The sequence below is a fragment of the Rhodococcus sp. NPDC057014 genome, assembly GCF_042673295.1.
In the GTDB taxonomy this organism is placed as follows: domain Bacteria; phylum Actinomycetota; class Actinomycetes; order Mycobacteriales; family Mycobacteriaceae; genus Rhodococcus_F.
Genome location: NZ_JBHUSF010000255.1, coordinates 1 through 13,372, shown reverse-complemented (window position 1 = coordinate 13,372; position 13,372 = coordinate 1). Strand labels below are relative to the sequence as shown.

Sequence of the window (13,372 nt, the reverse complement as noted above, 5' to 3'; positions counted from 1 at the left end):
GCTTTGTCGTGTGCCCCCGGCAGGATTCGAACCTGCGACCTTTCGCTCCGGAGGCGAACGCTCTATCCCCTGAGCTACGGGGGCGCACCGGAAAACCGGTGTGCCGATTGGGCTGGCCAATGGTAGCGCATAGGTAGGGGGATCGACCAAATCGGTCCCCCTACTTCGTGGACTCGCCCCGGTAGGGGCCCGAACACGCCTAGTGTCGGGAGGACGTGGACGCTCGCGAACTCTCGGGGAGGGGTCGAGGATGACCGATGTACGGCAGCCGGGATCGCAGGATTCCGACGGGCACTATTCCGATGCCGACCTCGAGTCGGACCTGCGGTGGTGGGCGGCGGCCAACTATCTGACGGTCGCGCAGATCTACCTGCAGGACAACACGCTTCTGCGGGAGCCGTTGCGCCCGGAGCACATCAAACCGCGGTTGCTCGGGCACTGGGGAACGAGTCCGGGGCTGTCGATGGTCTACGCCCTGCTGAACCGTATCATCCGCCGGACCGACACCGACTGCCTCTACGTGACCGGTCCCGGTCACGGTGGTCCGGCGCTCGTCGCCGCCACGTACCTGGAGGGAACGTACTCGGAGGTGTATCCGGGCGTGTCCCGCGACGCCGCGGGTATCCACCGGCTCTGCAGGCAGTTCTCGACGCCGGGCGGCATCCCGAGTCACGTCAGCGTGCAGACTCCGGGCAGCATCCACGAGGGAGGCGAACTCGGCTACGCGCTCGCACACGCCGCCGGGGCGGCTTTCGACCATCCGAATCTGTTGGTGGCGTGTGTGATCGGAGACGGAGAGGCGGAGACGGGACCGCTGTCGGCGTCGTGGAAACTGCCCGCATTCCTCAATCCGGAACGCGACGGTGCAGTGTTGCCGATCCTGCACGTCAACGGTGCGAAGATCGCCGGGCCTACCGTCCACGGCCGCAGCAGCGACGCCGACCTCGAAGCGTTCCTCGGCGGTCAGGGGTGGGCGCCGGTCGTCGTCTCCGGCGACGACCCGCGGCAGGTGTTCCCCGCGCTGCATCGCGCGCTGACCGACGCCCACACCGCGATCGCGGACCTTCGGCGGGAGGCACGGGCAGGCAGGCGCAGCGCCGCCCGGTGGCCGGCGATCGTGCTGCGGACCCCCAAGGGCTGGACCGGTCCGCGCACCGTCGACGGCGTGCTCGTCGAGGGCACGCACCGGGCGCACCAGGTTCCGCTGTCGGGGGTCCGGACCGACGAGGCCCATTTGCGTCAGCTCGAGGAGTGGATGCGGTCGTACCGCCCGGACGAACTGTTCGACTCGTCCGGCGCACTCGTGCCGGACCTCGTGCGGTTGGCGCCGCAGGGCGACAAGAGGATGGGTTCGTCGCCGTACGCGAACGGCGGCCGCCTGCGCGCGGATCTTCCCGTGCCGCCCCTGGAGAAGTACGCGCTCCCCATCGAGGAACCCGGCACCACCCACCACGAGACCACCCGGGTGCTCGGGGAACTGCTCCGCGACCTGTACACCGCTACCACCACGCCCGACGGCGGTGGATACTTCCGGCTGTTCTGCCCGGACGAAACGTCCAGCAACCGGTTGGGCGCCGTCTTCGAGGTGACCGACCGGTGCTGGCAACTCCCGGTCACCGACTACGACGACGGACTGTCGGCCGGCGGCCGGGTGATGGAGGTGCTCAGCGAGCACCTCTGCGAGGGCTGGCTGGAGGGGTACCTGCTGTCGGGGCGGCACGGACTGTTCGCGAGCTACGAGGCCTTCGCGATGGTGAGCGTGTCGATGCTCGTCCAGCACACCAAGTGGCTGCAGCATGCGGTGGATCTGCCGTGGCGGGCGCCGGTGGCCTCGCTGAACGTCCTGCTCACCAGCACCTGCTGGCGCAACGACCACAACGGTTTCAGTCACCAGGGGCCCGGCATGATCGACGCCGTCATCCCGCTCGCACCGGACGTGGTCCGGGTGTGGCTCCCACCGGACTCGAACACCCTGCTCTCGATCGCCGACCACTGCCTCCGCAGCACCGATCACGTCAACCTCGTCGTGGTCGACAAGCAGCCGCACCTGCAGTACCTGACCCTCGCGGAGGCGCACGCGCACTGCGCTGCGGGGGCGTCGGTGTGGGAGTGGGCCGGAACGGAGTCTTCTGCGGGCACCGAACCGGACGTCGTCCTCGCCGCCGCCGGAGACGTCCCGACTGAGGAGATTCTCGCCGCCGCGCAGTTGCTGCGCGAACACACCCCGGAACTGGTCACCCGGGTGGTCAACGTCGTCGACCTGATGGGGCTGCTCACACCCACCGAGCACCCGCACGGATTCGACGCGCGCACGTTCCTCGACCTCTTCACCGCGGACACCCACGTGGTGTTCGCGTTCCACGGGTACTCGCGCGCCATCCACGAGTTGATGCACGGACGTCCCGCACCGGACCGCTTCCACGTCCGCGGCTTCAGCGAACAGGGCACCACGACCACACCGTTCGACATGGTCGTGCTCAACAGGATGAGCCGCTACCACCTCGCCCTCGCCGCGTTGCGCCGCACGCGGCGGGAACCGGCCGGTGCGACGGAGTTGGCCGACTTCTGCCTCCGGCAACTCGAACGGCACGGCGAATACGTCGTCGCGCACCTCGAGGACATGCCCGAGGTGCGCGACTGGACGTGGTCGTGACGCCGGACGTCAGTTCATAGGCAGGGGAGCGGCGCCCTTCGCGGTGAGCATGTTCGTCATCACCGTCGCCTCGCTCTGCTGGGTGTCCACCATCGTCTGCGCGAGGCTGCGGACCGCGTCCTCAGATGCGTGCTGGGCCGCGTACTCCATCATCGGGAGCCCGCCCTGGTGGTGCCGCAGCATCAGCTGGAGGTACAGGACGTCGACGGCCGGGCCGGTGGCCTGACGCAGCGCGGCCATGTCCTCCGACGACGCCATGCCGGGCATCTTCGACATCGACCCCGTGTGCGAGTTCTCGGCGGTCCCGTGTGTGTGACCGTCCGAGTGCTCCGATCCCATCCAGCCCATGTAGCCGCCGGACGGCAGTGCCGGCTGATCCCACAGCGCGAGCCAGCCCTGCATCTGTCCGAGCTGGTTCTGCTGGGTGGTGAGGATGTCGTACGCGAGGCTGCGGACCGCCGGGTCGGTGGCATTGGCCAGCGCAATTGCCGACATCTCCACCGCCTGGCTGTGATGCACGCTCATGTCCTGCGCGAATCCGACATCGACGGAACCGGCCTCGGGAACCGGGGTGCCGGAGTCCTCGAGCGGAAGCCGGGCGAGGAACCCGAGCGCGAATCCGAGCGCGATGGCGCCGATCAGTCCGATGACCAGCAGCGCTGTGCGCTGACTGGGCCGGGCCGGGGCCGCCTCGTCGACGGAATCGGTCTCGGGTCCGTGCCCGGGTTCGGCAGAACTAGCCATTGCCGCCCTCGGCCGGGGCCTGCTGCAGATCGGACGGCAGCTGCAGGTCGGACGGGAGCTGCATGCCGCTCGGCAGCTGCGCCCCCGCGCCGCCGGACTCCGACTGGTCGGGGCTGATTCCGCCACCGTCCATCGGCACCGCGTCCGCGCCCGGTGTGGACGGATCGAACGGCGGCGGGTTGTCCGGGTCGAAACCGGAGCCCGGGATGGACGAGCAGCTCGCGCCGACCTCGGGGTACGTGTTCTTGTTGATCCGCAGCGCGGTGACGAACTGGTCGATGCGCTCGTCGTCGACGCTGTCCACCTTCAGCTGGTGGCCCCACGACTGCACGGAAACGGGGCTGTCGAGGCCCGGGTACGGCGACAGCAGCGTGTACGTCTCGCCGTCCACCTTGTCCTTCAGTGTCTCGACCTGGTCGGCGGACAGCTCGTCCGGGTTGTAGGCGATCCACACGGCGCCGTGTTCGAGTGAGTGCACCGCGTTCTCGGTGCGGATCGCGTTCGGGTAGACCGTTCCGGTGCACGTCGCCCAGATGGCGTCGTGCGGGCCGCCGAACGGCGGCGACTGGTCGTACGCGACGCGCTGCGTCGGCTGGATGTGGATGCCTGCCGGGTAATCGACCTTCACGACGCCGTCGATGTTGACCGACGGGTCGGGGTTCTCGGCGCTCGGCGCGTACTTCGCGGCCTCTTCCTTGGCCTGATACTTGGGAATCAGATTGATCGCGAGGACCGCCACGAGCGCGAGAACGGCCGCTCCGGCGCCGATCGTCAACCACGGGATGTTCCGCGGAGCGGACGCGCCGCCCTTGTTTTTCGCGCCGCCGCTCTTCTTCTTGGCGGCCTTGATGGCCTTCGCCGACTTCGCGCCCGAGTTCTTATCGGGACCGCGACTTTCCGAACCGCTTGGCATCGATTGTGATCTTTCGGTGAGTGGGTTACGGGCGCTCGACCCCCGGCGACCGGGAGCTGAGAGCCGGGACTCAGGGCGATCCCACTGTACTTACCCACCCTGAGCGCAACCTGGGAGAGTGGCCGGGCCCACGCTCGCCGGCGGTCGCCGGGACTCGCGGGAAGCCGGATCACCGCTCGGGACGCGTTGGCCATAGGATAGATACCTGTGACTCCAGCTGACCTTGCCGAACTGCTCCGCGGAACCGCCGCGAAAGTGCTCGCCGAACGCGGACTCGACGTGTCCGTGCTTCCCGAAACTCTCACGGTCGAGCGTCCGCGCAATCCCGAGCACGGCGACTACGCCACCAACGTCGCGATGCAGGTGGCCAAGAAGGTCGGTACCAATCCGCGTGAGCTGGCCGGCTGGCTCGCCGACGCGTTGACCGCGGCCGCGGGCATCGACAGCGCCGACATCGCGGGCCCGGGCTTCCTCAACATCCGCCTGGCCGCCGACGCGCAGGGCGCGATCGTCGCGAAGATCCTCGAGGCGGGGACGGCGTTCGGGTCCGGCCACACGCTCGACGGCAAGAAGATCAACCTCGAGTTCGTCTCCGCGAACCCCACCGGCCCCATCCACCTCGGTGGAACCCGCTGGGCCGCGGTGGGCGACGCGCTGGGCCGGATCCTGTCCACCCAGGGCGCGGCGGTCACCCGCGAGTACTACTTCAACGACCACGGCGCCCAGATCGACCGGTTCTCCCGCTCGCTGATCGCCGCCGCCAAGGGCGAACCCGCCCCCGAGGACGGATACGCGGGCGCCTACATCGCCGACATCGCCACCTCGGTGCAGCAGCAGCGCCCCGACGTGCTGGACCTGCCCGCAGGGGAGCAGCAGGAGGTCTTCCGCGCCATCGGCGTCGACCTGATGTTCGCGCACATCAAGCGCACCCTGCACGAGTTCGGCGTCGACTTCGACGTCTACTTCCACGAGAACTCGCTGTTCGAGTCCGGCGCGGTGGAGAAGGCCGTCGAGACGCTGAAGGATTCCGGCAACCTCTTCCAGGAGGACGGCGCCTGGTGGCTCAAGAGCACCGACTTCGGCGACGACAAGGACCGGGTCGTCATCAAGAGCGACGGCAACGCGGCGTACATCGCCGGTGACATCGCCTACTTCCAGGACAAGCGCTCCCGCGGCTTCGACCTGTGCATCTACATGCTCGGTGCGGACCACCACGGGTACATCGGCCGGCTCAAGGCGGCCGCGGCCGCGTTCGGCGACGACCCCGACACCGTCGAGGTGCTCATCGGCCAGATGGTGAACCTGGTCCGCGACGGTGTCGCCGTGAAGATGAGCAAGCGTGCCGGCACCGTCATCACCCTGGACGACCTGGTCGAGGCGATCGGCGTCGACGCGTCGCGGTACGCCATGATCCGGTCGTCGGTGGATTCGAGCATCGACATCGATCTCGAACTGTGGACGAGCACCGGCAACGAGAACCCGGTGTACTACGTGCAGTACGCGCACGCCCGGCTGTCGGCCATCGCCCGCAATGCCGCCGACCTCGGTATCGCCGTCACCGATCCCGACTTCTCGCTGCTGACCTCGGAGCAGGAGGGCGATCTGATCCGCACCCTCGGCGAGTACCCGCGGGTCGTGACCAGTGCTGCGAATCTGCGTGAGCCGCACCGCATTGCGCGTTATCTCGAGGAACTGGCCGGCGCCTACCACCGGTTCTACGGTGCCTGCCGCATCCTGCCCCAGGGCGACGAAGAGGTCGGCCCGCTGCACATCGCGCGACTGGCGCTGTGCGACGCGTCCCGTCAGGTCCTGGCCAACGGACTCGCCCTGCTCGGCGTCAGCGCACCGGAGCAGATGTGAGCGCGCACCCCGCCGGTCCCAAGCACGCCGAGCAACTGCACGCGCCCGGTCTGCCCGAACGTCCCGCCGACGCGGCAGCATTCGCCGCACTCTCCCCCGAGGTGTGGCCGCGCAACGCCCGCCGCGCCGCGGACGGGGTGGTGAGCATCGCGGGTATCCCGGTCACCGAACTGGCCGAGAAGTACGGCACCCCACTGTTCGTCGTCGACGAGGACGACTTCCGGTCCCGCTGCCGCGACATGGCCCGCGCCTTCGGGCCGACGGCCAAGGTGCACTACGCGTCGAAGGCGTTCCTGTGCGGCGAGATCGCCCGCTGGGTCGCCGACGAGGGCCTGTCCCTGGACGTCGCGTCGGGCGGCGAACTCGCGGTCGCGCTGCACGCCGGTTTCCCGGCGGAGCGAATTGCCATGCACGGCAACAACAAATCGGTCGCCGAGCTGACCGCCGCCGTGTCGGCCCGGGTCGGGCACATCGTGCTCGACTCCGCCACCGAGATCGACCGCCTCGACAAGGTGGCCGCCGAAGCCGGTGTGGTGCAGGACGTCCTGATCCGCGTGACGGTCGGAGTCGAAGCGCACACCCACGAGTTCATCTCCACTGCCCACGAGGATCAGAAGTTCGGGTTCTCGCTCGCCGGCGGTAAGGCGATCGACGCGGTCCGGCGAGTCTTCGCCGCCGACAACCTGCGCCTCGTCGGTCTCCACAGCCACATCGGCTCGCAGATCTTCGACGTCGACGGCTTCGAGGTGGCGGCGCACCGTGTGATCGGGCTCCTGCGGGACGTCGTCGCGGAGTTCGGCGTCGAGAAGACTGCCCAGATCTCGATCATCGACCTCGGCGGCGGCATGGGAATCTCGTACGTCCCCACCGACGACCCGCCGCCGGTCGACCAGCTCGCCGCCAAACTCGGCGACATCGTGCGCCACGAGTCGGCGCTCGCCGGTCTGCCGGAGCCGACGCTCGCCGTCGAACCCGGCCGCGCGATCGCCGGACCGGGAACGGTGACGCTGTACGAGGTCGGCACCATCAAGGACGTCACCGTCGGCAGCAACCTGACCCGCCGGTACGTCAGCGTCGATGGCGGTATGAGCGACAACATCCGCACCGCGCTGTACCAGGCGGAGTACGAGGCCAAACTGGTCTCGCGGGTCAGCGACGCGGCGCCGGTGGTGTCCCGCGTCGTCGGCAAGCACTGCGAATCCGGTGACATCGTGATCCGCGACACCTGGATGCCCGAGGACATCGACGCCGGCGACTTGCTCGCCGTCGCGGCCACCGGTGCATACTGCTATTCGATGTCGAGCAGGTACAACCTGCTCGCCCGCCCTGCCGTGGTGGCGGTGCGCGACGGACAGTCGCGCGTGATCCTGCGGAGGGAAACCGTGGAAGACCTGTTGAGCTTGGAGGTACAAGAGTGACGAGCGAATCGGCGCATCGCGCTATCGGTGTGGCCGTCCTCGGCCTCGGCAACGTCGGGAGCGAGGTCGTGCGCATCCTGCAGGAGCACAGCGAAGACCTCGAGGCTCGCGTCGGCGCCCCGCTGGAACTGCGTGGAGTGGCCGTCCGCCGCCCCGGCAAGGACCGCGGAATTCCCGAGGAGTTGCAGACCACCGACGCGGAGTCCCTCGTGGCCCGCGACGACGTCGACCTGGTCGTCGAGGTGATCGGGGGCATGGATCTGCCCCGCAAGCTGATTCTCTCGGCGCTGAACTCCGGCAAGTCCGTCGTCACCGCCAACAAGGCGCTCCTCGCCGATCACACCGGTGAACTGGCCGAGGCCGCGGAACTGCACAACGTCGACCTCTACTTCGAGGCCGCCGTGGCCGGTGCGATCCCCGTGATCCGCCCGCTCATCCAGTCGCTGGCCGGCGACCGGGTGAACAAGGTCGCCGGAATCGTGAACGGGACCACCAACTTCATCCTGTCGGCGATGGACGAGACCGGCGCGGACTACGCCGCGACCCTCGCCGAGGCCGGACGCCTGGGATACGCCGAGGCCGATCCGACCGCCGACGTGGAGGGCTACGACGCCGCGGCCAAGGCGGCCATCCTCGCGTCGATCGCGTTCCACACCCGGGTCACCGCCGCCGACGTGTACCGCGAGGGGATCTCCAAGATCACCGCGGCAGACCTGACGTCGGCACGCGCACTCGACTGCACGATCAAGCTGCTGTCCATCTGCGAGCGGATCACGACCCCCGAGGGCAAGGAACGGATCTCCGCGCGGGTCTACCCGGCTCTCGTGCCGCTGGAGCACCCGCTGGCCTCGGTCAACGGCGCGTTCAACGCCGTCGTCGTCGAGGCGGAGAACGCCGGGCGCCTGATGTTCTACGGTCAGGGCGCCGGCGGTGCACCCACCGCGTCGGCCGTGATGGGCGACCTGGTGATGGCCGCGCGCAACAAGGTGAACGGCGGCCGCGGACCCCGCGAGTCCAAGTACGCCAAGCTGAAGATCGCGCCGATCGGCGACATCCCCACGCGCTACTACGTCAACATGCAGGTGGCGGACAAGGCCGGGGTCCTGTCGGCGGTGGCGGCCGAATTCTCGCAGCACGGCGTCAGCATCTCCACCGTGCGGCAGGAAGGCGCCGGCGACGGCGCACGCCTCGTCGTCGTGACCCACGTCGCGACGGATTCCGCCCTGTCGGAAACCGTTGAGGCCCTGAGCAAACTCGAATTCGTCACCGCTGTGACCAGCGTGCTGCGACTGGAAGGCACCGAACAATGACCGGCACCCGTAACCCCGTTCACACCCCCTGGCCGGGGCTGATCGAGGCTTACCGCGACCGCCTCGCCATCGGACCGAACTGGAAGACGGTCACCCTGCGCGAGGGCGGCACCCCGCTGCTGCCCGCCGGGCACCTGTCGGAGATCACCGGTTGCGACGTCTACCTGAAGGTCGAAGGGCTCAACCCCACCGGTTCGTTCAAGGACCGCGGCATGACGATGGCCGTCACCGATGCGCTGGCCCGCGGTCAGCAGGCCGTCCTGTGCGCGTCCACGGGTAACACGTCCGCCTCCGCCGCCGCGTACGCCGCCAAGGCGAAGATGACCTGCGCCGTGCTGGTGCCGCAGGGCAAGATCGCGATGGGCAAGCTCGCGCAGGCCGTCATGCACGGCGCGCGGATCATCCAGGTGCAGGGCAACTTCGACGACTGTCTCGAACTGGCCCGCAAGACCACCGCGGAGTTCCCCACGATCGGGCTCGTGAACTCGGTCAACCCGGTCCGCATCGAGGGTCAGAAGACCGCGGCGTTCGAGATCTGCGACGCCCTCGGCAAGGCCCCCGACGTGCACGCCCTGCCGGTCGGCAACGCCGGAAACATCACCGCCTACTGGCGCGGGTACTCCGAGTACTACGCGGACGGGCTCACCAGCGTGAAGCCCCGCATGCTCGGCGTTCAGGCCGCGGGCGCGGCGCCGCTCGTCCACGGTGCGCCGGTGAAGGACCCGGAGACCATCGCGACCGCCATCCGCATCGGCTCGCCGGCATCCTGGAACGGTGCGGTCACCGCCAAGGAAGAGTCGCACGGCGCCTTCCGGGCGGCCACCGACGACGAGATCCTCGAGGCGTACCGGCTGATCGCCAGGACGGAAGGGGTGTTCGTCGAACCCGCGTCGGCCGCGAGCGTCGCGGGCCTGCTCGCCGCGCGCAAGGAGGGCTGGCTGGACTCCGGGCTGACCGTCGTCTGCACGGTCACCGGTAACGGCCTCAAGGACCCCGACACGGCGCTGGCCGGTATGCCTGAGGTCCAACCGATCCCGGTCGACCCTGTCGCTGTCGCCTCGGCCCTCGAGCTGGCGTAGTGGGGGCGCCCACGCCCACCACGCCGCAGGACCAGACCGCCACCATGACACAGACCCTCCCCGCGGGCCTCACCGTGACCGCCCGCGTGCCTGCGTCGAGCGCCAACCTCGGCCCGGGTTTCGACACGCTGGGCATCGCGCTCGGACTGTACGACGAGATCACCGTGACCACCACGGCTTCGGGGCTGAACATCCGGGTCGAGGGCGAGGGGGCCGACGACGTGCCGTGGGGTCCGTCCCATCTCGTGGTCCGGGCGATCGAACGCGGCCTGGAATCGGCCGGAGTGTGGGCCGACGGCCTGGATGTGGTGTGCCGCAACGTGATACCCCATTCCCGGGGTCTGGGGTCCTCCGCCTCCGCCGTCGTGGGGGGACTCGCGGCCGCCAACGGCCTGGCGATCAAGCTCGACCCCGAACTCGGGCTGTCGCTCGATCAGCTCGTCCAGCTGTCGTCCGAATTCGAAGGGCACCCCGACAACGCGTCGGCGAGCGTGCTCGGCGGCGCCGTCGTGTCGTGGAGTTGCGCGGGCGAGCAGGCCGACGGAGCCCCCGCGGCCACCGACATCTACTCGGCCGTCGCGCTGAAGGTGCACCCCGCGATCCGGGTCGTCGCGCTGGTTCCGGGGGAGCGGTCGTCGACGGCCCACACGCGGGGTCTGTTGCCGGAGACGGTTCCCCACCGGGATGCCGCGTTCAACGTCAGCCGTGGGGCCCTCGCTGTGGTGGCGCTCACAGAGCGTCCCGACCTTCTCATGTCGGCCACCGAGGACCGGCTGCATCAGACGCAGCGCGCTCCGGCGCTTCCGCTGACGACGCGATGGATCGCCGTCCTCCGCAAGGCGGGTATCGCCGCCACCGTCTCCGGAGCCGGACCGACCGTCCTGGCATTGACCACGGAGCCTTTCCCCGTGGATCTTCGAGCGCAGGCCGAGGCCGAGGGGTTGCAGGTTCTCGAACTGGACGTCGCCGACGGCGTCAGGACCAGCTGACACGCCGTAGGGGCGTCTCCTTGCCCCTACGGGCGTTCACAGCTATCCTGGGCAATGTCCGTACATCGTGCGCATCAGACGCCGGTGCTTCACCAGGGCAATTACTCCAGGTCAATCGGGGTTGACGGCTCCTGGCACGATCCTCCGCACTATCTGTCGTGTAGGGATTGCGAGTACGCGCCTGTTTCAAGGGTGATGTGATGGCGGGCAAGCCGGCAGTTCTTCACATGCAACTACGTACGGCACATCCGAATTCGGTATTCGAAACCGAATTACGGGACGAACCCTCGACTCTGCGCAGCGCGAGTGAGGGAAGGAAAGGACCTCCGTGACCGATACGGACCTCATCGCCGCTCCTGTGCGCGCCTCCTCGGTGGATACCGTTGGCGCGCAGGCAGGCGACTCTTCACAGGCGTCATCAGTGACGGCCTCCACAAAGCGCGCCGACGCGCGCCGAGGTGCCGGGCTGTCCGGAATGGTGCTCACCGAGCTCCGCTCTCTCGCAGGTGAGCTGGGCATCAAGGGCATTTCGGGGATGCGCAAGGGCGACCTGATCGCCGCGATCAAGGAGCGTCAGGGCGGTTCTGCGGCCCCGGCCGCTGCCGCGACCGACACCGCTCCCCGGACCCGGGCAACGCGTGCAAAGCGCGAACAGTCCGCGCAAACCGAACTCGAAGTGACTCCGCAGGCGGAGCCCGCAGAGAAGGCCGCCGAGCCCAAGACGGCCGAACCCGCGACGGGCGACGGCGCAACCGGCGACACCGACACCGCCGAAGGTGGACGTCGTGGCCGCCAGCGCCGCGGATCCGCGCGTCGGGCAGGCGCTCCCGAGCAGGGTGACCAGGGCGGCAACGCTCAGGACACCGCCTCGGCGACTGCCACCGACACTCAGCAGGCCGAGCGCAAGCAGGCCGAAGACCGTCAGGATTCGGCCGAGAAGCCGGCCAAGCAGGACGGCTCCGGCGAGCAGGGCGGCGACCGCAACCGACGTGAGCGCGGCGGCGACCGTGGCGATACCCGCGGTGACCGGGGCGACCGCGGTGACCGTAGTGACCGCGGTGACCGCGACAACCGTGGCGACCGCGGCCAGGGCGGCAACGGCCCGCGCACCAACGACAACCGTCCCGGCGACGACGAGGAAGGCGGTCGCGGACGCCGCGGACGTCGCTTCCGCGAACGTCGTCGTGGACGCGACCGCGGCGAAGGCGGCGGCGGTGACGCCCGCGAGACCGAGATCCGCGAGGACGACGTCCTGCAGCCGGTCGCGGGCATCCTGGACGTCCTCGACAACTACGCGTTCGTGCGGACCTCCGGCTACCTGGCCGGACCGAACGACGTCTACGTGTCGATGAACCTGATCCGCAAGAACGGCCTCCGTCGCGGCGATGCCATCACCGGCGCAGTCCGGGTGGGACGCGAGGGTGACCAGGGCAATCAGCGGCAGAAGTTCAACCCGCTGGTCCGCATCGACACCGTCAACGGCGGCGACGTCGAAGCGGCCAAGAAGCGCCCCGAGTTCGGCAAGCTCACCCCGCTGTACCCGAATCAGCGGCTGCGTCTGGAGACGACGCCGAACATCCTGACGACGCGTGTCATCGACCTGGTGATGCCGATCGGCAAGGGACAGCGTGCGCTGATCGTGAGCCCGCCGAAGGCCGGTAAGACCAGCGTTCTGCAGGCCATCGCGAACGCCATCGCGACCAACAACCCCGAGTGCTACCTCATGGTCGTGCTGGTCGACGAGCGTCCCGAAGAGGTCACCGACATGCAGCGTTCGGTGAAGGGCGAGGTCATCTCCTCGACCTTCGACCGCCCGCCGGGAGACCACACCTCGGTCGCCGAGCTCGCCATCGAGCGTGCGAAGCGCCTGGTGGAGGCGGGTAAGGACGTCGTCGTCCTGCTCGACTCGATCACCCGCCTCGGCCGCGCGTACAACAACTCGTCACCGGCGTCGGGACGCATCCTCTCCGGTGGTGTCGACTCGACCGCGCTGTACCCGCCGAAGCGTTTCCTCGGTGCTGCGCGCAACATCGAGAACGGCGGTTCGCTCACGATCATCGCGACGGCCATGGTCGAGACCGGTTCCACCGGCGACACCGTGATCTTCGAGGAGTTCAAGGGCACCGGTAACGCCGAGCTGAAGCTCGACCGCAAGATCGCGGAACGTCGCGTGTTCCCGGCCGTGGACGTGAACCCCTCCGGCACCCGCAAGGACGAGCTGCTGCTCAGCCCGGACGAGGCCGCGGTGCTGCACAAGCTCCGGCGCGTGCTCTCGGGACTCGATTCGCACCAGGCCATCGATCTGCTGATCGACCGGCTCAAGAAGAGCAAGAGCAACCTCGAATTCCTCATGCAGGTGTCGAAGACTGCTCCGGGCGCGATCGACGACTGATCATCGACCCGTAG

The 13,372-nt window shown here is 68.8% G+C and carries 9 protein-coding genes and 1 tRNA gene; 7 read left to right on the top strand and 3 right to left on the bottom strand.

What is annotated here, in order from left to right:
* Positions 1 to 11 precede the first annotated feature (11 nt).
* Positions 12 to 84, bottom strand: a tRNA-Arg gene (locus ACFTZB_RS33980).
* 166 nt (positions 85 to 250) lie between these two features.
* Here ACFTZB_RS33980 and ACFTZB_RS33975 point away from each other — a divergent pair.
* Entirely contained in the window at positions 251 to 2,653 is a 2,403-nt protein-coding gene (locus ACFTZB_RS33975) for a phosphoketolase (protein ID WP_378438459.1), read from the top strand.
* A gap of 9 nt (positions 2,654 to 2,662) precedes the next feature.
* On the opposite strand, the gene ACFTZB_RS33970 is transcribed toward ACFTZB_RS33975, so the two are convergent.
* Both ACFTZB_RS33970 and ACFTZB_RS33965 read right to left on the bottom strand, forming a co-directional pair.
* Positions 2,663 to 3,397 (bottom strand): DUF305 domain-containing protein, encoded by a 735-nt coding sequence (locus tag ACFTZB_RS33970; protein ID WP_378438457.1) that lies wholly within the window; start codon positions 3,395 to 3,397, stop codon positions 2,663 to 2,665.
* Entirely contained in the window at positions 3,390 to 4,310 is a 921-nt protein-coding gene (locus ACFTZB_RS33965; RefSeq protein ID WP_378438455.1) for a DUF3105 domain-containing protein, read from the bottom strand. The genes ACFTZB_RS33970 and ACFTZB_RS33965 overlap by 8 nt, the downstream gene beginning before the upstream one ends.
* 207 nt (positions 4,311 to 4,517) lie before the next feature.
* On the opposite strand from ACFTZB_RS33965, the gene argS reads away from it, so the two are divergent.
* The 6 genes from argS to rho all read left to right on the top strand — a co-directional run bounded on the left by argS (position 4,518) and on the right by rho (position 13,358).
* The gene (gene argS / locus ACFTZB_RS33960; protein WP_378438453.1) at positions 4,518 to 6,170 is read left to right on the top strand and encodes an arginine--tRNA ligase; all 1,653 of its coding nucleotides are present in this window, start codon (positions 4,518 to 4,520) and stop codon (positions 6,168 to 6,170) included.
* Positions 6,167 to 7,588: a diaminopimelate decarboxylase gene (gene lysA / locus ACFTZB_RS33955; RefSeq protein WP_378438451.1), complete on the top strand. Its 1,422-nt coding sequence runs from the start codon at positions 6,167 to 6,169 to the stop codon at positions 7,586 to 7,588. The genes argS and lysA overlap by 4 nt, the downstream gene beginning before the upstream one ends.
* Positions 7,585 to 8,898: a homoserine dehydrogenase gene (locus tag ACFTZB_RS33950; protein WP_276141416.1), complete on the top strand. Its 1,314-nt coding sequence runs from the start codon at positions 7,585 to 7,587 to the stop codon at positions 8,896 to 8,898. The genes lysA and ACFTZB_RS33950 overlap by 4 nt, the downstream gene beginning before the upstream one ends.
* Entirely contained in the window at positions 8,895 to 9,977 is a 1,083-nt protein-coding gene (gene thrC, locus ACFTZB_RS33945) for a threonine synthase (RefSeq protein ID WP_072946109.1), read from the top strand. Before ACFTZB_RS33950 ends, thrC begins: the two co-directional genes overlap by 4 nt.
* A gap of 44 nt (positions 9,978 to 10,021) precedes the next feature.
* Positions 10,022 to 10,966, top strand: a complete 945-nt coding sequence (gene thrB, locus ACFTZB_RS33940) for a homoserine kinase (protein WP_378438448.1) — start codon at positions 10,022 to 10,024, stop codon at positions 10,964 to 10,966.
* Positions 10,967 to 11,294: 328 nt separating this feature from the next.
* Positions 11,295 to 13,358, top strand: a complete 2,064-nt coding sequence (gene rho / locus ACFTZB_RS33935; RefSeq protein ID WP_378438446.1) for a transcription termination factor Rho — start codon at positions 11,295 to 11,297, stop codon at positions 13,356 to 13,358.
* Positions 13,359 to 13,372 lie beyond the last annotated feature (14 nt).